At 68.8% G+C, this 23,908-nt stretch carries 19 protein-coding genes and 1 other RNA gene; 2 read left to right on the top strand and 18 right to left on the bottom strand.

Features of this window, described 5'->3' with window-relative positions:
- Window positions 1-7: 7 nt before the first annotated feature.
- The 17 genes from murB to EDC22_RS01745 all read right to left on the bottom strand — a co-directional run bounded on the left by murB (window position 8) and on the right by EDC22_RS01745 (window position 17,961).
- Entirely contained in the window at window positions 8-928 is a 921-nt protein-coding gene (murB, locus tag EDC22_RS01825) for a UDP-N-acetylmuramate dehydrogenase (RefSeq protein ID WP_132804885.1), read from the bottom strand.
- Window positions 925-2,364, bottom strand: coding sequence for a UDP-N-acetylmuramate--L-alanine ligase (murC, locus tag EDC22_RS01820; RefSeq protein WP_132804884.1), 1,440 nt, complete (start codon window positions 2,362-2,364; stop codon window positions 925-927). Before murC ends, murB begins: the two co-directional genes overlap by 4 nt.
- Complete coding sequence (murG, locus tag EDC22_RS01815; protein ID WP_132804883.1) at window positions 2,361-3,524, bottom strand: undecaprenyldiphospho-muramoylpentapeptide beta-N-acetylglucosaminyltransferase; 1,164 nt, start codon at window positions 3,522-3,524, stop codon at window positions 2,361-2,363. The genes murC and murG overlap by 4 nt, the downstream gene beginning before the upstream one ends.
- Complete coding sequence (gene ftsW, locus EDC22_RS01810; protein ID WP_132804882.1) at window positions 3,524-4,675, bottom strand: putative lipid II flippase FtsW; 1,152 nt, start codon at window positions 4,673-4,675, stop codon at window positions 3,524-3,526. The genes murG and ftsW overlap by 1 nt, the downstream gene beginning before the upstream one ends.
- Window positions 4,675-6,075 (bottom strand): UDP-N-acetylmuramoyl-L-alanine--D-glutamate ligase, encoded by a 1,401-nt coding sequence (murD, locus tag EDC22_RS01805; RefSeq protein ID WP_132804881.1) that lies wholly within the window; start codon window positions 6,073-6,075, stop codon window positions 4,675-4,677. The genes ftsW and murD overlap by 1 nt, the downstream gene beginning before the upstream one ends.
- Before the next feature lie 4 nt (window positions 6,076-6,079).
- Window positions 6,080-7,162, bottom strand: a complete 1,083-nt coding sequence (mraY, locus tag EDC22_RS01800; RefSeq protein WP_132804880.1) for a phospho-N-acetylmuramoyl-pentapeptide-transferase — start codon at window positions 7,160-7,162, stop codon at window positions 6,080-6,082.
- 34 nt (window positions 7,163-7,196) lie between these two features.
- Window positions 7,197-8,618: a UDP-N-acetylmuramoylalanyl-D-glutamyl-2,6-diaminopimelate--D-alanyl-D-alanine ligase gene (locus EDC22_RS01795; protein WP_132804879.1), complete on the bottom strand. Its 1,422-nt coding sequence runs from the start codon at window positions 8,616-8,618 to the stop codon at window positions 7,197-7,199.
- Window positions 8,615-10,069 (bottom strand): UDP-N-acetylmuramoyl-L-alanyl-D-glutamate--2,6-diaminopimelate ligase, encoded by a 1,455-nt coding sequence (locus EDC22_RS01790; protein WP_132804878.1) that lies wholly within the window; start codon window positions 10,067-10,069, stop codon window positions 8,615-8,617. Before EDC22_RS01790 ends, EDC22_RS01795 begins: the two co-directional genes overlap by 4 nt.
- A gap of 54 nt (window positions 10,070-10,123) precedes the next feature.
- Window positions 10,124-11,854 (bottom strand): peptidoglycan D,D-transpeptidase FtsI family protein, encoded by a 1,731-nt coding sequence (locus EDC22_RS01785; RefSeq protein WP_132804877.1) that lies wholly within the window; start codon window positions 11,852-11,854, stop codon window positions 10,124-10,126.
- A complete protein-coding gene (gene ftsL, locus EDC22_RS01780) occupies window positions 11,851-12,198 on the bottom strand; it encodes a cell division protein FtsL (protein WP_132804876.1) in 348 nt (115 codons plus the stop codon). Before ftsL ends, EDC22_RS01785 begins: the two co-directional genes overlap by 4 nt.
- Window positions 12,195-13,247, bottom strand: a complete 1,053-nt coding sequence (rsmH, locus tag EDC22_RS01775; RefSeq protein WP_207903665.1) for a 16S rRNA (cytosine(1402)-N(4))-methyltransferase RsmH — start codon at window positions 13,245-13,247, stop codon at window positions 12,195-12,197. The genes ftsL and rsmH overlap by 4 nt, the downstream gene beginning before the upstream one ends.
- Window positions 13,244-13,729 carry a division/cell wall cluster transcriptional repressor MraZ gene (gene mraZ / locus EDC22_RS01770; protein WP_132804875.1) on the bottom strand — a complete coding sequence of 162 codons (486 nt, stop codon included), beginning with the start codon at window positions 13,727-13,729 and terminating at the stop codon, window positions 13,244-13,246. The genes rsmH and mraZ overlap by 4 nt, the downstream gene beginning before the upstream one ends.
- 386 nt (window positions 13,730-14,115) lie before the next feature.
- Window positions 14,116-14,494: RNase P RNA component class A (gene rnpB / locus EDC22_RS01765), an RNA gene on the bottom strand.
- Between the two features lie 68 nt (window positions 14,495-14,562).
- Window positions 14,563-15,318, bottom strand: a complete 756-nt coding sequence (locus tag EDC22_RS01760; protein WP_245499578.1) for a lytic transglycosylase domain-containing protein — start codon at window positions 15,316-15,318, stop codon at window positions 14,563-14,565.
- Window positions 15,319-15,566: 248 nt separating this feature from the next.
- Entirely contained in the window at window positions 15,567-16,307 is a 741-nt protein-coding gene (locus EDC22_RS01755; RefSeq protein WP_245499577.1) for an N-acetylmuramoyl-L-alanine amidase, read from the bottom strand.
- A gap of 14 nt (window positions 16,308-16,321) precedes the next feature.
- Window positions 16,322-17,251 (bottom strand): DMT family transporter, encoded by a 930-nt coding sequence (locus tag EDC22_RS01750; protein ID WP_132804874.1) that lies wholly within the window; start codon window positions 17,249-17,251, stop codon window positions 16,322-16,324.
- A complete protein-coding gene (locus tag EDC22_RS01745) occupies window positions 17,248-17,961 on the bottom strand; it encodes a J domain-containing protein (protein WP_132804873.1) in 714 nt (237 codons plus the stop codon). Before EDC22_RS01745 ends, EDC22_RS01750 begins: the two co-directional genes overlap by 4 nt.
- Window positions 17,962-18,093: 132 nt before the next feature.
- On the opposite strand from EDC22_RS01745, the gene EDC22_RS01740 reads away from it, so the two are divergent.
- Window positions 18,094-19,227 carry a calcium:cation antiporter gene (locus tag EDC22_RS01740; RefSeq protein ID WP_132804872.1) on the top strand — a complete coding sequence of 378 codons (1,134 nt, stop codon included), beginning with the start codon at window positions 18,094-18,096 and terminating at the stop codon, window positions 19,225-19,227.
- 9 nt (window positions 19,228-19,236) lie between these two features.
- Here the strand turns inward: EDC22_RS01740 and EDC22_RS01735 are convergent, their stop codons facing one another.
- Window positions 19,237-19,776 (bottom strand): winged helix DNA-binding protein, encoded by a 540-nt coding sequence (locus EDC22_RS01735; protein ID WP_165926747.1) that lies wholly within the window; start codon window positions 19,774-19,776, stop codon window positions 19,237-19,239.
- Window positions 19,777-19,840: 64 nt separating this feature from the next.
- On the opposite strand from EDC22_RS01735, the gene EDC22_RS18040 reads away from it, so the two are divergent.
- Window positions 19,841-23,785 (top strand): hydantoinase B/oxoprolinase family protein, encoded by a 3,945-nt coding sequence (locus tag EDC22_RS18040; RefSeq protein ID WP_425385497.1) that lies wholly within the window; start codon window positions 19,841-19,843, stop codon window positions 23,783-23,785.
- The last annotated feature ends 123 nt before the right edge of the window (window positions 23,786-23,908 follow it).

Below are 23,908 nucleotides of genomic sequence, written 5' to 3'. Positions count from 1 at the left end.
CCGGCCCTTATCCCGGAACCCCGATCCGCTTGATCTCCCAGTCGAGTTCGATGCCGCTCGTCTGCTTCACCCGCGCGCGGACCGTCTCGCCGAGCGTCTCGATATCGGCGGCGGTCGCCGCGCCGGTATTGATCAGGAAGTTGCAGTGCTTCTCCGATACCTGGGCGCCGCCAATCGTCAGCCCCCGGCAGCCTGCCGCGTCGATCAGCTGCCAGGCCTTGCCGCCGGGAGGATTCTTGAAGGTCGAGCCGCCGGTCCGGCTCTTGATGGGCTGCGAGGCCTCGCGCCGTTCGGTGATCTGGTCCATCTCGGCGGCAATCTCGGCGGGATCGCCGGCACGACCCTCAAACAGCGCCTCGGTGAAGATCCAGTCGTCGGGCGCACCGGAATGGCGGTAGGTCATGTTGAGGCTTGCCTTCGGCGCGACATGCACACGCCCGGCCCGATCGACGGCCCGCGCCTCGATCAGCGCGTCCACCGTCTCGCCGCCATAGGCGCCGCCGTTCATCCTGAGTGCCCCGCCGATCGAGCCGGGGATGCCGCGGAGGAAGGCGAGCCCGGCAATGCCCGCTTCCGCCGCCGCGCGCGCCACCTTGACGTCCGGGACCGCGGTACCGACACGCAGCCGGTAGCCGTCCTCGATCGCAATGCAGCCGAAGCCGCGGCCGAGACGGATCACGATCCCGGGCACGCCGCCGTCCCGTACGATCAGGTTGGACCCCAGTCCGATGACGACGACCGGCAGGTCGGGATCAATGCAGCCGAGGAAATAGGCAAGGTCCGCCTCGTCCTCGGGCGTGAACAGCACTTGAGCCGGCCCGCCGACGCGGAACCAGGTGATCGGTGCGAGCGGCGCGTTGGCCACGAGTCGTCCGCGCGTCTGCGGCGCCTGCGCTTTCAGCTCGGACACGATATCGGGAAAGCTCATCCCTGCGCCTCCGTCGTCCCCGTCCGCGCGATGGCGGCAAGCTGGCCCGGCAGCGCATGGGCCCACTGCGTGATCGAGCCGGCGCCAAGGAAGATGACAAGATCTCCGGGTCGGGTAATGGCGGCGATCTCGCCGGGGATGGCTTCGGGTCCTGCCAGCGGGCGCACGTCCCGATGACCTGCCGCGCGGATCGCCGCGACCAGCCCGTCGCGATCGGCGCCGGCGATCGGCGTCTCGCCGGCAGCATAGACATCGGCGACGAACACCGTGTCGGCGTCGGAAAAGCAGGTTGCAAAGTCGGCCATCAGGCTCGACAGACGCGTGTAGCGATGCGGCTGCATCAGCGCGATCACCCGGCCATCGGCCGCACCGCGCGCAGCTCTGAGCACCGCAGCGATTTCCACCGGATGGTGTCCATAATCGTCGAAGATCCGCACGCCATTCCATTCGCCCGTCTGGGTGAAGCGGCGCTTGACGCCGGCAAATCCCGCCAGCGCCGCGCGGATCGCGTCGTCGGCGATGCCGAGTCGGCGGGCAACGGCAATGGTTGCGGTGGCATTCAGGGCGTTGTGCGCCCCCGGCATCGGCAGCACGATGTCGCCGATGCGATCCACGATGCTGCGATCGCGCCCGGTCGCCCTGCGGAACTCGACAGCGAACCGGGTGCCGCCGCGCGTCTCGCTCAGGTCGACGAGACGCACCATCGCATCCTCGCTCGTGCCATAGGTGAGGATCTCGCGGTCCCCGACCGAGGCTGCCACCTGGCGCACCACCGGATGGTCGATGCACATCACCGCGCAGCCGTAGAACGGCAGGTGCATGACGAAGGCCCGAAATGCCGCCTGGACGGCGTCGAAGGTGCCGAAATGGTCGAGATGTTCGGGGTCGATGTTGGTGACAATGCCGATCTCTGCCGGCAGCCTGAGGAACGATCCGTCCGACTCGTCGGCCTCGACGACGATCCAGTCGCCTGATCCGAGCCGCGCATTGGTGCCCCAGGCGTTGAGGATGCCGCCGTTGACGACCGTCGGATCAAGCCCGCCCGCCTCCGCCAGCGTCGCCATCAGTGTCGTCGTCGTGGTCTTGCCGTGCGTGCCGGCAATTGCGATGCCGCGGCGCGGGCGCATCAGTTCGGCCAGCATCTCGGAGCGGTGGACGACCGGAATGCGCCGCGCCCGCGCTGCCACGAGCTCGGGATTGTCCGGCTTGATCGCTGTGGAGACGACGACGACCCGGGCCTCGCCGAGATTGTCCGCTGCGTGGCCGACGAAGACGCGCGCCCCCTTCGCCGCGAGCCGACGCAGATTGGCGCCGTCGGCGATGTCGCTGCCCTGCACGGCGTAGCCCAGCGACAGAAGGATTTCGGCGATTCCGCTCATGCCGATACCGCCGATGGCAATGAAGTGGATCGGCCCTGTCTCGGATGGCGGTCTCATGCGGGAACGGCTCCAGTCGCGCTCGCCGGCATCGAGCGGCCGTCGGCGAGCGCCTCCACGACGTCGGCGAGGGTGGCGGCCGCATGCGGATTGCCGACTGCGGCGGCCGCCTCCGCGGCGGCCGCCAGCGCCTCGGGCGACTCCATGCGCGAGGCGAGCTCGTCGGCGAGCCGGTGCGGCGTGAACGAGGGCTGCGGCAGCAGCCAGCCACCCTTCGCCTGAGCGAGCGCGGTGGCGTTGAGCAGCTGGTCATTGTCGATCGCGTGCGGCAGCGGCACCAGGATCGACGGGCGGCCGATCACCGCCAGCTCGGCCACCGTGCTCGCGCCCGACCGGCAGATGACCAGATGCGACCGGGCGATCTGCTCGGGCAGGTCGGCGAAGAACGGCGCCAGCGTCGCCTCGACGCCGATCGCCGCATAGGCCATCCGCACCCGCTCGATATCCTCCTCGCGGCACTGCTGGACGATCGCCAGCCGGGCGCGCTTGGCCTCGTCGAGACGGGCAACGGCGCCCGGCACGACGTCGGAGAAGATGCGCGCCCCCTGACTGCCGCCGAACACCAGCAGCCGGAATTCGCCGCCCGGCACCGGCGGCTCGTAAGGCGAGACGGCCGCGAGCACCGCGGCACGGACCGGGGCCCCGGTGCGCACCGCCTTGGCCGCATTCGCCTCGCCCAGCATGTGGACCTTGGGAAAGCTGGTCGCCACCACGTCCACCCGGTCGGCGAGCATCCGGTTGGCGCGTCCCATCACGGCGTTCTGGTCGTGGATCAGGCACTTCACGCCGCGCAGCGAGGCGGCCAGCACGGGAGCGAGCGTCGGATAGCCGCCGAATCCGGCGACCACCTTCGGCTTCAGTCTGCCTATCAGCAGCATGGCGCGGACGACGCCGAGGCCGAGGATCGCGGCGGTCTTCAGGTAGGTCAGCGGATTGCCGCCCCTCACCGTCGCTGCCGGAATGATGTGGATCGCCTGGGCGGGGAACCTGCCGCCATAGCGGTCGCCGCGCTCGTCGGTGACAAGATCGACACGCCAGCCGCGCGCGATCAGCACTTCTGCCAGCGCCTGCGCGGGAAACAGGTGCCCGCCGGTACCGCCCGCGGCAAGCAGGATGAGTCCCCTGCCGGACAGGCCCGCGGGAGGGGTGACCTCCGCCATCAGCCGCGCCCTCCCCCGGCATAGGCGAAACCGTAGAGCACCGGCTCGGACTGCGGGCGCCGGCGCGTCAGCGCCAGCACCATGCCCATCGCGTAGCCGAGCGAGATGATCGACGAACCGCCATAGGAAATGAACGGCAGCGTCATGCCCTTGGCCGGCATCAGATGCAGGTTCACCGCCATGTTGATCACCGACTGCATGCCGAACAGCACGATCAGGCCGGTCACCGCCAGCCGGATGAAGGGATCCTGCTCCCTGAGGGCATGGAACAGCCCACGCAGCACGATGAAGGCGAATACCGCCACCAGGATCAGGCAGACGATGATGCCGTATTCCTCCGCCGTCACCGCGAAGATGAAGTCTGTGTGGGAGTCGGGAAGGCTGTGCTTGACGGTTCCCTCGCCCGGCCCGCGGCCGAACCACCCGCCGCGCACGAAGGACTGGATCGCCGTATCGACCTGATACGTGTCGCCGGCCTCCGGATCGAGGAAGCGGTCGATGCGCCCGCGTACGTGCGGTATCGTCGCATAGGCCGCGATAATGCCCCCCGCGCCGAGACCGCCGAGGCCGGCGATCCAGATCCAGGACATCCCGGCGGCGAACAGCATCGCGCCCCACACCAGCACGGCCAGCATCGTCTGGCCGAAGTCCGGCTGCGGCACCAGAAGGCCGGCGAAGGCCGCGAGCATCAGGATGGCCAGCAGGTTGCCGGGCATGTCGGGACGCTTCAGCCGCTCCGAGAACGCCCAGGCGACCAGCACGACGAAGGCCGGCTTCACGAATTCGGAGGGCTGGATGGCGATGCCGGCGAACGAGAACCAGCGCCGGGCGCCCTTGACCTCGGCGCCGAACAGGAGGGTCAGCACCAGCAGCACCAGGCCGACCAGGTAAACCACGAGTGCGAGTCGACGGATCTGGCGCGGCGCAAGCAGCGAAACGGAGAACATCACCGCCAGCGCCGGGATCACGTAGACCGCGTGGCGCTTGACGAAGTGGAAGCTGTCCAGTCCGAGCCGCTGCGCCACCGGCGGGCTGGCGGCAAGCGACAGCACCAGGCCACCGACGACCAAGAGCAGCACGGCGCCGAGCAGAACGCGGTCGACCGTCCACCACCAGCGCGCGATCGGCCGCTCATCGGTCCTGGCGAACATCAGACGGCCTCCCGCCCTCGGTCGCCCTCCGGCAGGGCAGCCACCAAACGGCGAAAAGCGTCGCCGCGCGCCTCGAAATCGGGGAACTGATCGAAGGATGCGCAGGCCGGCGCCAGCAGCACGACCGGCTCCGCCGCAGGATCGGCGGCAGCGGCGGCGGCGGCTTCGCCCACGGCGGTCGCCAGGTCGCCGCACTGGCGGTGCGGCACATCGGACCCGAGCGTCCGCGCGAAATCACGAGCCGCCTCGCCGATCAGATAGGCGGCCTGGATCCTGGGGAAGAATGCCCGCAGACTCTCGATGCCGCCGCTCTTCGGACGGCCGCCGACAATCCAGTGGATGGCCTCGAAGCTCGCCAGCGAGCGGGCGGCGGCTTCGGCGTTGGTGGCCTTTGAGTCGTTGACGAACAGCACCCTGCCACGCCGACCGACCAGCTCCATGCGGTGCGCGAGGCCCGGGAAGGTGCCCAGCCCCGCGGCGATGGCAGCATCGCCGACGCCGAGCGCCTGAACCGCCGCGACAGCTGCGACCGCGTTCTGGGCATTGTGACTGCCGCGCAGCGAACCGATGCCGGCAAGATCCGCGACGACCGTTTCGGCGCCGCCTTCGGCGCGCACGATCGCACTGCCACGCGCGAAGACACCATCGCGCAACTTGCGCTCGGCCGAGACACGCACCACCCTGCGCCCTGCGGCGTCCGCCCGATCGGCGATGGCGCGGGTGAATTCGTCGTCTACGGCGATGACCGTCACCCCGCCATGCGCGGCGATCCGCGCCTTCACGTCAGCGTAATGCTCGAGGCTGCCGTGCCGGTCGAGATGGTCTGGCGTGACGTTCAGCAGCACGCCGACCGTCGGTTGCAGCGTCGGCGTCAGGTCGATCTGGTAGGAGGACAGTTCCAGCACGTAGGCCCGACCGGGCGCGAAGGGGGCGAGCCCCAGAACCGCCTTGCCGATATTGCCGCCGACCTCCACGTCGCGGCCTGCCGCACGCAACAGGTGGCCGATCAGGGCGGTCGTCGTCGACTTGCCGTTGGTGCCGGTGATCGCCACCACGGGTGCCGCAGGATCACGCGCGGCGCGCTCGCGGAAGAACAGTTCGGTGTCGCCGATCACCTCGACGCCGGCCTCGCCGGCCCGCCGCACCGTCCAGTGCGGTGCGGGATGGGTCAGCGGAACACCCGGCGACAGCACCAGCGCGTCGAACCCCGACCAGTCGGCCTCGGCGAGATCGGTGATCGGGAAACCCTGCGCGCTCGCCTCCGCTGCGCGCGGCGCGGAATCGTCCGAGCCCGTCACCACGGCGCCGCCGGCCATCAGCGCCCGCATCGCGTCGAGCCCGGAACGGGCCAGCCCGAAGACGGCGACCCGCCTGCCCGCAAAGGTGGTGACCGGGATCATCGGTTCATCTCAGCTTCAGCGTGGACAGCCCGATCAGGGCCAGAACCACGGCGATGATCCAGAACCGGACGACGATCTGCGGCTCCTTCCAGCCGAGCTGCTCGAAGTGATGATGGATCGGCGCCATCTTGAAGACGCGCTTGCCGAACAGCTTGAACGACACCACCTGCACGATCACCGAGACTGCTTCGAGCACGAACAGGCCGCCAACGATGGCCAGCACGATCTCGTGCTTGATGGCGACGCTGATGGCGCCGAGCATGCCGCCCAGTGCCAGCGAACCGGTGTCGCCCATGAAGATCGAGGCGGGCGGGGCGTTGAACCAGAGGAAGCCGAGACCGGCCCCGATCATCGCCCCGCACAGCACCGCCAGTTCGCCGGTGCCGGGAACGAAATGGATCTGCAGGTATTCGGAGAACACCGCGTTGCCGACGAGATAGGAGATCACCCCGAAGCAGCCTGCCGCGATCATCACCGGCACGATGGCGAGCCCGTCGAGCCCGTCGGTCAGGTTCACCGCGTTGCCTGCGCCGACGATGATGAAGACTCCGAACGGCACGAAGAACCAACCGAGCGGAACCACGAATTCCTTGAAGAAGGGGAAGGCGAGCGACGTCGAGAACGGGGGCGTGCCGATCCGTGCGACCGCATAGACGGCGATCGCGGCAATCAGGATCTCGAGCAGGATGCGCTCGCGTGCGCCGAATCCCTTCGACGACGTCCGCTTGATCTTGAGGTAATCGTCGTAGAAACCGATCAGGCCGAAGCCGACCGTGACAAGCAGCACCACCCACACATAGGGGTTGGTCAGGTTGCCCCACAACAGCGTGGCGAACACGAGGCCGGTGAGGATCATCAGACCGCCCATGGTCGGCGTGCCCTGCTTGGACAGATGCCCCTGCGGCCCGTCGGCGCGGATCGGCTGGCCCTTGCCCTGCCGCAAGCGCAGCGTACGGATGATCGCCGGCCCGAACAGGAACACGAAGACGAGCGCCGTCATCATCGCCCCGCCGGTACGAAAGGTGATGTAGCGGAACACGTTGAACAGCGGCACGAGGTCGCCGTAACCGCCCAGGATGTGAAACATCAGCCCGCCCGCCCCCGTATCGCCCCGTCGCCAGTCATGCCGCACCCTGCTCGACGGGGGCAAAGCGCTGCCTGAGCGCCTCCACCAGCGGCCCCATGCGGCTGCCAAGCGAACCCTTGATCATCACCACGTCGCCCGGCCGCACCAGGTCGAGCAGTTCGTCCCGCAGTCCCTCTGACTCGAGCGCCCAGACGTGGCGATGGCGATGATCGACCGCCTCGTAGAGCGCTCGGGTATGCGGCCCTGCCCCCAACAGCAGATCGACACCGGCTTCGGCGAGCGGCACGGCGAGCGCCCGATGCAGATCGTCGGCCGCCGCACCGAGCTCGCGCATGTCGCCGATCACGGCGATGCGCCGGCCGCGCGGCCCCGGCTGCGTCTGGCCGAGCAGCGCCAGGGCCGCGCGCATCGAGGCCGGATTGGCGTTGTAGCTTTCGTCGATGACGGTGATCGTACCCTCCCCGACCTTGAGCCTGAAGCGGGCGCCCCGGCCCTTCGGTGCCCGCAGATCGGCGAGCGCCAGCGCGGCCAGCGCCAGGTCGGCGCCGGCCATATCGACCGCGGCGAGCACCGCCAGGCTGTTGCCTACAAGGTGGCGGCCCGGTGCGCCGAGCTTGTAGGTGACCTCACGGCCGAACAGCTCGGCCGTGACGCAGGAGCAGTCGGGATGCAGCGCGACCCGCACCAGGCGCACGTCCGCCGTCGCGGCCGCGCCGAAGGTGACGACGCGGGCTCCATGCGCCCGCGCCGCATCGGCGAGGCGCGCGAAATGGGGATTGTCGAGATTGAGGATGGCTGTCCCGTCAGCCTCCAGCCCCTCGAAGATCTCCGCCTTGGCGTCGGCGATCTTCTCGACGCTCCCGAAGAATTCCAGATGGACCGGTTCCACGGTGGTGATGATGGCGATCTGCGGCCGAACCATCCGCGTAAGAGCTGAAATCTCGCCGGGCGCGTTCATTCCCATCTCGAACACGCCGAACCGGGTCGCCTCCGGCATCCGCGCCAGCGACAGCGGCACTCCCCAGTGATTGTTGTAGGAGGCCGCCGAGGCATGTGTCCTGCCCGAACGCGACAGGGCAAGGCGCAATGCCTCCTTTGTCCCGGTCTTGCCGACACTGCCGGTGACGCCGATGATCCGCGCGCCGGTCCGCCTCCGCGCCGCCATGCCGAGGCGGCGCAGTGCCTCCAGCACGTCGGGCACGACGACCAGCGCCGCGCCTGCACCTGAAAGGGCTGCGGCATGTTGCTCGTCGATCACGGCGACGACCGCGCCGTGGGCGATTGCCGCGGTCACGAAGTCGTGCCCATCGAACCGGTCGCCGCGGATCGCGAAGAAGGCATCGCCCGGATCGAGCGTCCGGCTGTCGATCGAGATGCCGCGAATGTCGGGCACGCGCCCGACGGTGCGGCCGCCAGTTGCTGCGACAAATGCCTCTGAGGTCCACAATGCGCTCATGCCGAGGTCTCCCGTGCGAGCGCATCGGCCACGACTTCATGGTCCGAAAATGGCAGCACACGGTCGCCGATGATCTGGCCGGTCTCGTGGCCCTTGCCGGCGACCAGCAGGATGTCCCCCGCCCCGAGCCCGGCAATCGCTGTCTCGATCGCCGTCCGCCGGTCGCCGATCTCGATCGCGTCCGGCGCTCCGGCAAGGATTTCGGCACGGATCGCCGCCGGATCCTCGCTGCGCGGATTGTCGTCGGTCACGTAGACGACGTCGGCATTGGCGACGGCGGCCTCGCCCATCAGCGGCCGCTTGCCGCGGTCGCGGTCGCCGCCGGCGCCGAACACCACCAGCAGCCGCCCCCTCGCGAAGGGCCGCAGCGCCTGCAACGCCTGGGCGAGCGCATCGGGCTTGTGGGCGTAGTCGACGAACACCATGGCGCCTCGCGCCGTCGTCCCGACGAGATCCAGCCGCCCCGGCGCGCCCTTGAGCGATTCGAGCGCACCAAGCGCGCTACCGACAGGCGTCCCCGCGGCGATGGCAAGCCCGGCCGCGACCAACGCGTTCGAGACCTGGAAGCCGCCGACCAGCGGCAGCGACACCCTGTGACGCTGGCCGTCGACCTCGACGGTCAGGATCTGCCGGAAGCCGTCCGGTTCGACCGTCACCAGCCGCAGCGTCGCCCCCGCGCGCCCGACCGAGATCAGCGGCAGCCGCCGCCGCGCGGCGATCTCGGCAACGCGCGAGGATTCCGGCCGGTCGGCATCGATGACCGCCGGCGCGCCTTCGGGCAGCAGGTCGGCGAACAGTCTCAGCTTGGCGCGCAGATAGTCCTCGACCGTGGCATGGTAGTCCATGTGGTCGCGGCCGAGATTGGTGAAGGCGGCGGCCGCGAGATCCACACCGTCGAGGCGACGCTGGTCGAGACCATGGCTGGACGCCTCCAGCGCCAGATGCGTCACGCCCTCGCTGGCGAGCCTTGCCAGCAGCCGGTGCAGTTCGACCGGGTCGGGCGTGGTCAGCGATCCGTACACCGAACCCTTCGGCGCGACGACGCCGAGGGTTCCGAGACTTGCAGCGGCCTGTCCGGCGGCCGCGAAGATCTGCCGCGCAAAGGCCGCGACCGAGGTCTTGCCGCTTGTCCCGGTGACGGCGACCACCGTGGCCGGCTGGCCGCGATGGAAGCGGGCTGCGGCACGCGCCAGCGCGCGGCGCGGATCGGCGACCCGCACCACCGGAATGTCGGCTTCGATCCTGGCATCGCGGGCGGCGAGCACCGCGGCCGCACCGCGCCGTGCGGCATCGGCAACGAACCGGGCACCGTCGGTGCGGCTGCCGGCGATCGCGGCAAACAGCCAGCCCGGCTCGACCGCCCGGCTGTCGGCAGTCAGACCGCGGATCGCGAGGCCGCGCGCCGCCTCGGGGATCGCATCGACTTCCTCTAGGACTTCGCGGAGCTCCATGTCTCGTGCCGGCATCTGGTCATGTGCGCAGTCATTGTCGCCGCGGATCTCTTGTCAGTAGGACACCGTCAGCGGCTCCTCGCCGTCGATCGGGGCGAATTCCGGGGGAACGCCGAGGATCGGTGCGACCCGGCCGATGATCCGTCCGGCGGTCGGGGCGGCATTCCAGCCAGCGGTGCGGTAGCCGTGCGTCTCGGTGGTGCCGATCGGCTCGTCGAGCATCACGAACACCACGTATTTCGGATCGGTGGTCGGAAACGTGCTCAGGAACGTCGTCAGCACCTTGTTGCCGGAATAGCGACCGTTGACGACCTTCTCCGCCGTTCCGGTCTTGCCGCCGACGCTGTAGCCTGGCACGTCCGCCTTCTTGGCGGTTCCCTTTACCACATTCAGGCGCATCAGGTAGCGCATCATGTCGCTGGTCTGCGGGGAGATCACCTGGCGGGCCAGCCGGTCGGCGGCTTCGCGGCTGCGCGGCTCGAAGGTCGGCGGGATCAGCTTGCCGCCATTCACCAGCGCCGCCGAGGCGGCGGCGGCCTGCAGCGGAGAGACCGACATGCCGTGGCCGAAGGCGATGGTCATCGTCGAGACCTCACGCCAGACCTTCGGATAGAGCGGCGCCCCGCTCTCCGGCAGCTCGGTCTCCAGCCGGTCGAAGAATCCCAGTTTGCGGAGGAATTCCTTGTGTCCCTCGATGCCGACCGCCAGCGCCATGCGCGCAGTGCCGATATTGGAGGAATGGATGTAGATCTCCTCGATGGTCAGGATGCGGTTCTTGCCGTGGTAGTCGCCGATCGTGTTGCCGCCGACCCGGATCGGCGAGCGTGCGTCGAACGTCGATTTCAGGTCGAACCGCCCGGTGTCGAGGGTCATCGCCGTGGTGAACGCCTTGAAGGCGGAACCGAGCTCGTAGACGCCGGTCGTCATCCGGTTGATCCGGTCAGGCTCCAGCGCCTCGGACGGCCGCTGCGGATCGAAGTCGGGCAGCGACACCATGGCGAGGATCTCGCCGGTATGCACGTCGATCACCGTCGCCGCTGCCGCCTTCGCCTTGAAGGTGTCCATCGCCCGGATGAGCTCGTCGCGCACCGCATGCTGCGCACGCAGGTCGATCGACAGCGTGACGGGCTCGAGCCGCGCCGTATGGGCGAGACCGGCCTGGTGCAGCGCGCCGAGCCAGGCGACGTCGAGATGCTTCTCGTACCCGGCGATGCCCAGATTGTCGACGTTGACCAGCCCGACGACGTGCCCGGTGATCGCTCCGGCAGGATAGACCCGCTTGTTCTCCTCGGTGAAGCCGATACCGGGGATCCCGAGCCGGTGGATCGCCGCCCGTTCGGCGGGCGAGATCTCGCGCTTGATCCAGATGAAGTCGCGGCCGCTGGTAAGCCGGCGCCGCAGGTCGGTCCGGTCGAGATCGGGCAGGACCGTGGTCAGCTTCTCGATGGTCTCGTCGACGTCGACGATGCGCACCGGCTCGGCGTAGACCGAGGGCACCATGATGTCGGTGGCGAGCACATTGCCGACGCGATCGAGGATCTCCGGACGCGCGTGGCTGACCTGCTCGCCCGGGCTCAGATAGTGCACCGGGCTCGCCGGTGTCAGGCTTGCCAGCACCACCAGCCGACCCGCGATCACCGCATAGATCGTCGCAAAGGCGACGATGGCGAGGATCAGACGGACCCGTGCCTGTCTGTCGAGCCGGGCCGTCTCGGCGCCAGCCGGATCGCGGGTGGCGGTGCGGGGCGCCGCGAAGCCGAGGCCGGGAAGATAAGCGGAACTCATTGCACGACCCTGTTCTCGCCACCGGCGAAGCCGCCGAGCGGTCCCTCGACACCGGGACCGAGATCGATCGGGCGCATCGGCAACGCCTCGATCACGGAGATCTGCTGGACGTCGAGGCGCTGGAGATCGAGATAGCGCTCGGCGAGCTGCTGGATGCGGGCCGGCTGATCCAGATAGTTCAATTCAGCTCGCAGCACCGCGATCGTGTCGCGTTCGGCCGCGATCGCGGCGCGCAGACGTTCGATGTGCCGCGCCTGGTCGCGCGCCTCGTCCTTGAAGCGGTAGAGGCCGACGGCGGCGGCGACCACCAGCAGAATGGCGAGTAGTCCGATGATTCGGGTCATTGCAGGCGCTTCCCGCGATGGACCGCAGCGCCGGCAACCGCGATGTCGGGTACGCCCAGATCCGTGGCATTTCCCGGCCGGGCGGCGGCATCGGTCCGCTCGGCGGCGCGCAGCCGCGCCGAGCGTGCCCGCCGATTCACCTCGGTTTCGGCCTCGCCCGGCGTGACAGCGCCGCGCGTTATCAGCCGGAAGGTCGGCGGCGCCGACGGCAGATCGGGCATGTAGCGGGAGGGCCGCGTCGCCTGCGCACGATCGGCCAGGAACCGCTTGACGATGCGGTCCTCCAGCGAATGGAAGGTGACCACGACCAGCCGGCCGCCCGCCCTGAGGATCCGCTCCGCGGCGAACAGGCCCTCGGCCAGCTCCGACAGCTCGCCGTTCACGTAGATGCGCAGCGCCTGGAACGTCCGGGTCGCCGGATTGCGGCCGTCGCGGCTGGGGCCGACGGCACGGGCGACGATCTCGGCGAGTTCGCCGGTCGTCTCGATCGGACGCGTGGAGCGGGCGCGGCCGATGGCGCGTGCGACCGCGCGCGAGCGGCGCTCCTCGCCGAGGACGAAGATCAGCCGGGCCAGATCGGCCTCGTCCATGGAATTGACGATGTCGGCGGCGCTCGGCCCGTCGCCGCCCATGCGCATGTCGAGCGGACCGTCGCGGGTGAACGAGAAGCCACGTTGCGCCTCGTCGAGCTGCATCGAGGAGACGCCGACGTCCAGCGCGACGCCGTCCACCGCGTCGAACCCGGCCGACACCGCGATCTCGTCGAGCCGGGAGAAGCGCCCCTCGACCAGGATCAACCGGTCGGCATGCTGCGCGACGGCTGCCGCGCCCGCCGCGATGGCTGCCGGATCGCGGTCGATCGCCACAACCCGGCAATCGGCCGCCGCGAGAATCGCCCGACTGTAGCCGCCCGCTCCGAAGGTGCCGTCGACATAGACGCCGCCGTCGCGCGGCGCCAATGCCTCGAGCGCCTCCGCGAGCAGGACCGGAACGTGGCGGGCCGGTCCGCCAGCGGCATCTCCAGTCGGTGAGCCGCGGCCCGCCATCATTCCGTTACTCCACTCGATCGACCGCCTCCCGCTGGAGGCATGCCACTCAGCAACTGCTTCAGCTCGCGCACCTTCGTCCTGGCCTCCGACTGGTGGGCGGCGAAGCGGTCCGGCTCCCAGAGCTGGAACTTGTGGCCGAGCCCGACGAACGACACGCGCTCGCCGATACCGGCGCAATCCAGGAGTCGCTGGGGCAGCGCCACCCGCCCCTCCGAGTCCAGCCTGAGGATCTCGCTGTCGCCATAGAGCGCGGCAGCCAGCTGATCGCGTTCGTCCGAATAGGCCGGAAGCCTGTCGAGCAGACCGTTGATCTCCTCGACCAGCCTGTGGCCGCCGGCGTCGACGGCAGGAACGCCGAGCGCCGGATAGGCGTAGAGCCCCTCGAACCCGTCGCGGGCGAGAACCGCCCGAAACGTCGCGGGAACCGAGACTCTCCCCTTGGAGTCGATCCTGTTCGTGAAGGTCGACACGAACCGGTCCATGGGAAGTCTCGACTCCATCCTCTGACCAGTCGCTGGAACAGGTCCGCCGCCTCGGACGGACGCGCGACCCCACGCTCCGATCCGGTGACGTCCGGATGTCCCGACGGACCGGGCCGCCCCAGGGCGACCTGGTCATCCCAGGCGCGATGCTTGGGATGATTTGGGATATCATGGGCACATATGGGGGTCAATGTATCGACGTGGGATCGACAGGGTGTGGACGGTTAACCTTGCCGAAGTCTTACCCAGCCGGATTAAGAACCCGTTGATGAGCGCATCTTGTTGATATTCATGGATTTCAATGGATCCCGCCGCACCTTTCGGCAGCCCGGGCGCGCCGATGACGAAGGCCCGCCGCCGGGAGCGGCAGGCCCTCAAGGATCGAAGGTGCCAGCCGGCCTGTAAGCCGGGTTCTGTATGGCGGAGGCGAAGCCCCGCGTGACGGCCATTCATCTGGGACGCCCGTTGCCGGACGCCTCGTGCAACCAACCCGGACGGCGGCGCGGAGACCCGCCTGGGCGAACCCGTGCCGTCCCTATTCGGTCTTGCTCCCGGTGGGGTTTGCCGTGCCGCTCCCGTTGCCGGTCGCGCGGTGCGCTCTTACCGCACCCTTTCACCCTTGCCGCCGGCCCATGCAGGACCGGGGCGGTCTGCTCTCTGTGGCACTTTCCCTGGGGTCGCCCCCGCCGGGCGTTACCCGGCACCGTGTCTCCGTGGAGCCCGGACTTTCCTCTGCCCGAGGGCAGCGGCCGTCCGGCCGACTGGCCGGCCAAAATAAAGGCATGCGGCGGCACCCGGTCAAGGCCCCGCCGCGCTGCCTGCCGGCGAGCCGCTCAGACGCGCTGCCCCGCCATATGGCGCTTGACCTTGCCGCAATATGCGCTCGCCGCCGCCGTCATGCGCCTGGCGCCGTGCCCGGCCTGGTAGCGCAGGATCGTGCCGCAGGTGTCGCCACCGGCCAGCCGGTAAGCCCCGGCGAGATACTTCATCCCCCACTTCAAGTTCGTGTCCGGATCGTAGAGCGCCGCCGCCGGCCCGGAGAAGCCGAGGCCGCGAGCCGTCTGCGGCTTGATCTGCATGAGGCCGATCTCGCCGGCCCGGCCGCGCGCCCGCGGATCATGGTTCGACTCGATGCGCACGACTGCCATCGCCAGCTCCACCGGCACGCCGGCTGACCGAGCGTGACGGGCAATGTGATCGGCATAGGGTTGGCCGCCGCGCCGTGCCGTCTGCGCGGCAGCGGTTGCCTGCGCGTCGCGGTCGGCCCGGCCGGATCCCGCCTGGGCCGCCTCGTCCGGCAACGCGGCTTCCAGCGGCATCGACGGATCCGCTGCCGTGCGGCCACCGGCCACCTTCGGCATCAGCCCCGACGGTCGCCCGGAGAATCCCGCGGTCGAAGCACCGGGCTGTCCGCGCACCACGACCGTCACCGCCTCGCCCCGCCCGGTCGTTCCGGCCTGGATCGAACCGGCAGGGACCGGCAAGGACGCGTCCTCGTACCGCACGCCCGCTTCGGCGGCCACGACCGGAACTCCCAGCATCAGGACGAGCGCCATCGCACCGCGGCTCGCAGCTTTCGTGGTCGTCATCGTGGAAAGTCTCCTGCTGACGTCTCTCTTCGAAGCAGGCGGGCCGGCTAAGGGTGAAATTTGGCGACAACCCGAAGCAAATCGGGCAGGATCGGGGTCATTTCTGGAAGATTGCCGCCTTCAGTATTGATCGTTGCAGGCCCGATAACGCGAACGGCTTTATTGTTACTTCGATGAAACAGATTTGAACTACCCCGCACACCCGTGCGGCATGCCCATCAATTGGGCAGACGGATGGTGTGAGGCCACTAGCCGGACGGGGTGGCGCGCGTCGAGCAGAGTCGTTGGAGCGTGCGCAGCGTCGAGGCGTCGGCCTGTCCGTCGACCCGCGCCGGGCGGAAATGCCGCTGGAAGGCAGCGACCACCATCTCGGTCGCCGCGTCGTAGAGTTCGCCGGCGGCCAAGCAATAGCCGTAGCCCGCAAGGTCGCGCCGCAGGGCGGCCACCGCCGCGCCGCGATCGCCCGGCCTCAGAACCGGCCCGTCGGTGATCGGTTCCGGCACGACCCAGTGACCGATGCCGGCCCGGTGCAGCCGCTCCCAGGGGAACCGCTCGCCCGGATCGATCTTGCGCGCGGGCGCCACGTCGGAATGGGCCAGCACCCGTTCCGGCGGAATCGGATGTCGGGCGAGAATCTCGCGCGCAAGCGCGATGACCGCGCCGATCTGGGCGTCGGGAAAGTCGCGGTAGCCCAACTCGTGGCCCGGATTGACGATCTCGATGCCCACCGAGCGGGCGTTGATGTCGGTCGCGCCGGCCCAGCATGACACGCCGGCATGCCAGGCGCGGTGCTCCTCGCCGACCAGCCGCACGATCCGGCCGTCCTCGTCGACGAGCCAGTGGCAGCTCACCTTCGCCGACGGATCGCACAGCCGCGCGATCGCCGCCTCGGCCGAGACCATGCCGGTGTAGTGCAGCAGCAGGATGTCCACGGGAAGATCCGTCGGCCGGGCGTCGTGATTGGGGCTCTCGCGGATCTCGACCTGCACCGCCTCGCCCTCCCTCAGGCCGGTCCGCCGAGCTTCGGCGGCCGGTTCGCGCGACCTTCCCGCAAGGTGATGACCAGCACCCCGGTGAGCGTCAGCGCCCCGCCGAGCACCATGCGCCAGGTGATGTCATCACCGAGGAACACGACTCCGCCGGCTGCCCCGAGGATCGGGGCAAGCAGCATGAACGGCGCCGTCCGCCCCACCTCGTGCCGCTGCATGATCCAGAAATAGGCAGCGTGTCCGATCAGGCTGGTGCCGATCACCACCCAGGCGATGCCCGACCAGCCCTTGACGCCTGCCGCCACCAGGTAGGGCCCGGGATTGCCCTCGAGCACCAGTGTCGCGACCAGCAGCGGCGGCCATGCGAAGATCGCGATCCAGGCCTGCATGTCGTAGACCGGCACGCCGCGCACGCGCCGCATGAAGATCGTGCCGATCGCCATCATCAGCGCGGCGAGTGCCACCATGATGAGCGCATCGCGATAGCGGAACACCGCCGGGTCGAAACCGACGATCAGCACACCGCCAAAGGCGATCAGCAGCGCGCTGATCCGCCAGATGCCGAGCCGTTCGTGCAGGACGATCACCGACAGCAGCGTCGAGAACGGCACGCCGAGCTGGATGACGATCGCCACCGGCGCGACGTCGTCGGCCAGCGCGAGGCCGGTGTTCATCAGCCCGAAATGCACCGAGCCGGTGAAGAACGAGATCGCGGCGACGTTCCCCATCTGGCCGGGGTGCCAGCGCAGGAACGGCAGCAGCAGCACCGAGACGATCAGGAATCGGAGGGCGACGAACAGGATCGGCGGTATTTCCTCCATGCCGAGCTTGGTCAGCACGAAGCTGCCGCCCCAAACTGTCTGCATCAGGAGGAGCAGCAGGATGTCGCGCGCGCCGAGCCGGTCATGCACGCGCTCCGGGCGCGGCGCTGGTGTCCCCGTCACCGCCGCTCCCGCTCGATCTGCTCGTAGGCGTCGTTGATACGGGCGAGCTTGTCTGTGGCGATCCGCACGAACTCTTCAGGCAGGCCGCGCGCCACCGCCCGGTCGGGATGATTGTCTGCGACCAGCTTGCGGTAGACGCGGCGGATCTCTTCGCTCGAATCCTCCCGCGAGACGCCGAGGATCAGATACGGGTCCTCCTTGTCCGGCAGGATGTGCCGGGCCCGGATCCGCGCGAAGGCGGCGGCATCGAACCCGAAGGTCGTGGCGACGGCCTCGAGGAAGTCGAGCTCGCGCGCGTGCACCGCCCCGTCTGCCTTGGCGATGTGGAACAGTCCGTCGATGATGTCCTCGAGGATGTCCGGTTCGGCCCTGAACAGTTCGGCGAGCTGGCGGGCATAGGCTTCGTAGCCCTCGGTCGAACCCTTGGCGATGTCGAAGACGCGGGCAACGTTCGCCGCCTCGCTGTCGGGAACCTGGAATACCTTGCGGAAGGCTCGTACCTCGTCCTCGGTGACGATCCCGTCGGCCTTGGCCATCTTCGCCGCCAGCGCGATGACCCCGATGGTGAAGGCGACCTGCAGCTGGCCAGGTACCGGCTGGCGGTTGCGGTCGAAGAACATGTGTCCGGCGATGGCGCCGAGCAGCGCACCAAGCGGCCCGCCGATGGCAAGCCCGGCCGCCGCGCCCCCGATCTTTCCCCAGATGCTCATGGCGCGACTTTATGGGAGTCGGAACGGACTGGCGATCCCGCCCTTGCGCACCCTGCGGCTTGAGCCCCGCGCTGCGTGCATGCCATAGCTGGGCGAGATCCGGAGGCGGGATTCGGCGGAAGGACGGAGCGGATGCTGGCGACGCTGCGGCGCGAACTGCAGGTTCCGGTCGGCTGGATCAGCGTCGGGCTGCTGCTTCTGCTCGGCGAGCGTATCGTTGCTGCGGGGCCGATACTGGAATTCGTCCTGTTCGCCATCCTGTTCCCGATCATCCTGTGGGGAGCCTTCACCGTCGTCCGCCACGCCGAGGAGATCGCCCACCGTCTCGGTGAGCCCTACGGAACTCTGGTACTCACCATGGCTGTGACGGTGATCGAGGTCTCCTTCATCATCGTCGTCATGCTGGACGGGCCGGACAAGAACACCCTCGCCCGCGATACCGTCTTCGCCGTGCTGATGATCACGCTGAACGGCGTTGCCGGCCTGTGCATCCTGCTCGGTGGCCTGCGACACAGCCAGCAGGTCTACAACCTCGAAGGCGCGCGGGCGTTCCTGGCGGTCATCATGCCGGTGTCGATGATCGCGCTCGTCTTGCCGAACTTCACCACCTCGACCGCAGGGCCGACGCTGTCGTCCCTGCAGGCGGGCGTGTTCGCGGTGCTGATCCTGCTGCTCTATATCGTGTTCCTCGGCATCCAGACGATCCGCCACGCGGGCTTCTTCCGCGATCCTGCAGCCAACGAACCCGGCGGGGATGCGGAATTCGACGAGGAGCCGGAATTCGCCGAGCACGAGACCCGGGCGGCCGCGGCACGCTCGACCGGCTATCACGTGCTGCTGCTGCTGCTCGCCATCCTGCCGGTGATCGTGCTGACCGAACAGCTCGCGCACATCGTGCAGGACGGGATCCGGGCTGCCGGAGCGCCGATGGCGCTGGGCGGCGTGGTGGTGGCGATCCTGGTGCTGTCGCCGGAATCGATGGGTGCCCTCAAGGCGGCCGTCGCCAACAGGCTGCAGCGCTCGGTCAACATCGCGCTCGGCTCGGCGCTGGCGACGATCGGGCTCACCATCCCGTCCGTGCTCGCGGCGAGCCTGTATCTCGGCATCCATGTCACGCTCGGCCTGCCGGGCGAGGAGACGATGCTTCTGATCCTGACGCTGATCACCTGCATGCTGACCTTCGGCGGCGGGCGCACCAATGTGCTGCAGGGCGCGGTGCACCTCGTCCTGTTCGCGGTCTACGTCCTGCTGCTGTTCGATCCGTAGCGCCAGCCCTTACAGCGACGCCGCCGAGCGGGCCGCCTGATCATAGTGACCGGACAGCGCGCGAAGCTGCGCCGCGATGTTGCTCAGCGCCGTCTCGTCGAAGCCGACGCTGCCCACCGCACGCACCAGCAGTCCCTCGCGGATCTCGCGGTAGCGCCGGCAGGCGGCAGCGCCACGCTCGGTGATCTCGACGGTCTTCTCCTTGCCTGCCCGGCCGCTGACAACGAGGCCCTGCGCCTCCAGCTTGCGCACCGCGTAGGTAACGAGGTGGGTGTCCTCGACATTCAGGACCAGACATATGTCGGCAAGCTTCTTCGGGCGATCGCGGTGAGCGACGGAATGCAGCACCAGCACGTCGAAGGCGGACAGGCCCTCGACGCCCGCCGCCTGCATGCAGCGAACCATCCAGCGATGGAAGGCATGCGAGGCGAGGATCAGCCCGAACTCGAATTCCGACAGCGACGGCATGGCACCGGCAGCCAGATGCGCGGAGGAAACGATCGGTCCGAGACCACCGGCGGCGGTGTCGTGCGGCGGCATCTCCGGCATCGTCGGATCCTGTCGGTCGGAATCTACATTGACATTTTATCGACGATTCGTCGATGTTTGCAACGTGGCAGGTGATCCGGGGGAGATCGGGGTGACGGCGGCGAAGTGGGATTTCTGGATCGACCGTGGCGGCACCTTCACCGATATCGTGGCGCGCCGCCCGGACGGCCAGATCCTCGCCCACAAGCTGCTGTCCGAGAATCCCGAGGCCTATCGCGACGCCGCGATCCAGGGCATCCGCGACCTGCTCGGCCTTGCCGACGGCGAGCCGATTCCCTCCGGCAGGATCGCCACGGTCAAGATGGGCACGACGGTTGCCACCAACGCCCTGCTGGAGCGCAAGGGCGACCGGACGCTGCTGGTCATCACCCGCGGCTTCCGTGACGCGCTCGAGATCGGCTACCAGGCCCGCCCACGCCTGTTCGATCGTCACATCATAAAGCCGGAACTGCTCTACGAGCGTGTCGTCGAGGTGAACGAGCGGCTGAAGGCGGACGGCGAGGTTCTGGTACCGCTCGATGCCGACGCCGCACGGGTGGAACTGGAGGCGGCCTTCGCCGACGGCATCCGCGCCTGCGCGATCGTGCTGATGCATGGCTACCGCTATCCCGATCACGAACGCGAGCTTGCCGCGCTCGCCCGCGCGATCGGCTTCACACAGGTCTCGGTCTCCCACGAGGTGGCGCCGCTCATCAAGCTGGTCAGCCGCGGCGACACGACTGTCGTCGACGCCTACCTCTCGCCGATCCTGCGGCGCTATGTCGACCAGGTGGCGGCCGAGCTCGGAGCGGGCGAACGGACGACAGGTCGGGCCGCCGGTCTTGCCGGCAAACTCCCTGCTGAGGGGGAAGATGCCTCGCCCCGCCTGATGTTCATGCAGTCGCATGGCGGACTGACGGCGGCCGACCTGTTCCAGGGCAAGGATGCGATCCTGTCCGGCCCGGCCGGCGGCGTCGTCGGTGCGGTCGAGACCAGCCGGATGGCCGGGTTCGACAGGATCATCGGCTTCGACATGGGTGGCACCTCGACCGACGTGTCGCACTTTGACGGCGAATTCGAGCGCAGCTTCGAGACCGAGGTCGCCGGGGTCAGGATGCGGGCGCCGATGATGCACATCCACACCGTCGCGGCCGGCGGTGGCTCGATCCTGCACTTCGACGGCGCGCGCTTCCGCGTGGGGCCGGAGTCTGCCGGCGCCAACCCCGGACCGAAATGCTACCGGCGCGGCGGACCGCTCGCGGTGACCGACGCCAACGTGATGCTCGGCAAGATCAGCCCCGACTTCTTTCCGAGGATCTTCGGACCCGGCCGCGACCAGCCGCTCGACCTCGAGGCGGTGCGTGCGGCCTTCGCGACGCTGGCTGCCGAGATCGGCGACGGCCGCTCGCCCGAGCAGGTCGCCGAAGGCTTCCTGAAGATCGCCGTCGAAAACATGGCGAATGCGATCAAGAAGATCTCGGTCGAACGCGGCTATGACGTCACCGACTATGCGCTGGCCTGCTTCGGTGGCGCCGGCGGCCAGCATGCCTGTCTGATCGCCGACACGCTCGGCATGAAGACGGTGCTGATCCATCCGCTCGCCGGCATCCTGTCCGCCTATGGCATGGGGTTGGCCGATATCCGCGCCAACCGCACCCAGGCGATCGGGCGGGAACTGCCATCGCGCGTCCCCTCCACCGAGTCATTCCGCCCACGGTGCAGCGAAGGGGCTGGATCGGGAGATCGCGAGGATGACCACGGACACCTCCCGATGCCGGAACGGCCCGCGGCCGTCCGCGATGCCGCGCAAGAGACGGAGGAGGCCGCCCAGGATGACGGGGACGGACATCCGACGGGCAGCGTCATGGCCGAAGTGGAGGCCGTCGCCGCCCGGCTGACCGCCGACACGCTTGCCGAACTCGCCTCCCAGGGCATCGCCGCCGACCAGGCCACGACCGTGGCCCGGGCGCATCTGCGTTATGCCGGCACCGACACGCCGCTGGTCGTCGATCTCGCCGACCCGGCGACGATGACCGCCGCCTTCGAGGCCGCCCACCGCCAGCAGTTCGGCTTCGTGACCCCCGGCAAGGCGATCGTGATCGAGGCGGTCGAGGTGGAGAGTGCCGGCGGCGGGGCTCGGCGCGAGGAACCTGACCATCCGGTCAGCTCTGCCCCGGCCGAGCCGGTTGCCGCGACGCGGTTCTTCTCGGGCGGCGCCTGGCACGACGCGCACGTCTATGGTCGGGCAAGGCTTCAGGCCGGCCAGTCGGTGGACGGCCCGGCGCTGATCGTCGAGGCGCACAACACCATCGTCGTGGAGCCAGGCTGGCGGGCAGAGATCACACCCAAGCTGCACCTCGTGATGCGCCGCGTCGTCGCCCTGCCGAAGCGCGTCGCGATCGGCACCGATGCCGATCCGGTGATGCTGGAGGTATTCAACAACCTGTTCATGTCGATTGCCGAACAGATGGGCGTCACCCTGCAGAAGACCGCCTACTCGGTGAACATCAAGGAACGCCTCGACTTTTCCTGCGCGGTCTTCGCCCCGGACGGCGCGCTGATCGCCAACGCCCCGCACATGCCGGTGCATCTGGGTTCGATGGACCGGAGCGTGATGGCGGTCATCGAGCAGAACCCGGTGATCCGGCCCGGCGACGTCTTCGTGCTGAACGCCCCCTACAACGGCGGCACGCATCTGCCCGACATCACCGTCGTGACGCCGGTATTCGCCGACTCCCGCACGAACCGTCCTCCCGGCGCGGGTGAAGCGGCAAGCCGGAATGGCGACGCGGCCGACGCGGAGGAGGAAAGGGAGGGGATGGCGGCGGGCGACATCCTGTTCTGGGTGGCCTCGCGTGGACATCACGCCGATGTCGGCGGCAAGGCGCCGGGGTCGATGACGCCGCGCGCCACCTCGATCGAGGAGGAGGGCGTCGTCATCGACAATTTCCGCCTCGTCGAGCGTGGCGTGTTCCAGGAGGAGGCGCTGCGCGAGCTCCTCACCTCCGGTCCCTGGCCCTGCCGCAACCCCGACCAGAACATTGCGGATCTGCGCGCCCAGATCGCCGCCAACGAGAAGGGCGTGCAGGAGATGCGCCGGATGGTCGCACATTTCGGCCTCGACGTGGTGCAGGCCTACATGCGCCATGTGCAGGACAATGCCGAGGAGAGCGTCCGCCGCTTCATCGACGCGCTGCACGACTGTTCGTTCGCGTACGAGATGGATCAGGGCACGGTGATCCGTGTCGCCATCACCGTCGACAAGGCGGCCCGCTCGGCGACGGTCGACTTTACCGGAACCTCTCCACAGCAGCCGTCCAATTTCAACGCGCCGCAGCCGGTGACGCGGGCGGCGGTGCTCTACGTGTTCCGCTGCATGGTCGACGACGACATCCCGATGAATGCGGGCTGCCTCAAGCCGATCGAGATCATCATACCCGAGGATTGCATGCTCGCACCGAAGTTCCCGGCTGCCGTGGTCGCGGGCAACGTCGAGGTGAGCCAGGCGGTGACCGATACGCTGTTCGGCGCGCTTGGCGCAATGGCGGCTGCGCAGGGGACCATGAACAACCTCAACTTCGGCAACGCCACCTATCAGTATTACGAGACGATCTGCGGCGGCTCAGGGGCAGGTCCCGGCTTCGACGGCACGTCCGCCGTCCATACCCACATGACCAACACTCGCCTGACCGACCCCGAGGTGCTGGAGACCCGCTATCCCGTCATTCTGGAGGATTTCCACATCCGCCGCGGATCGGGCGGCAGGGGAAGGTGGAACGGTGGCGACGGCACGGTGCGCACCATCCGGTTCCTCGAGGAGATGGACGTCTCGCTGCTCACCGGTCACCGCCGGGTGCCGCCCTTCGGGCTCGACGGCGGCTCGCCCGGCGAATGCGGTGCCAACTGGGTCCGCCGCAGGGACGGCATCGTAGAGCCGCTCCAGGGCTGCGACCAGACGGTCTGCGCGGCCGGCGATGCGATCATCATCCAGACCCCCAGCGGCGGGGGTTACGGTCGGGCCCAGACGTGATCAGGTGAAGCCAACTCCGGTTCAGCGGCTCGACGACGACGACGTGTCGGCGGGTTCGACTGGGCGCGGATGCAGGCCGGGCCGCGCATCGCGGGATGCACGGCCCGAAGTCGGAGGTCGGAA

The organism is Tepidamorphus gemmatus (assembly GCF_004346195.1).
In the GTDB taxonomy this organism is placed as follows: Bacteria; Pseudomonadota; Alphaproteobacteria; order Rhizobiales; family Tepidamorphaceae; genus Tepidamorphus; species Tepidamorphus gemmatus.
Note: the sequence above shows the minus strand (reverse complement) of the source record. Positions and strands in the feature narration are given on the sequence as shown.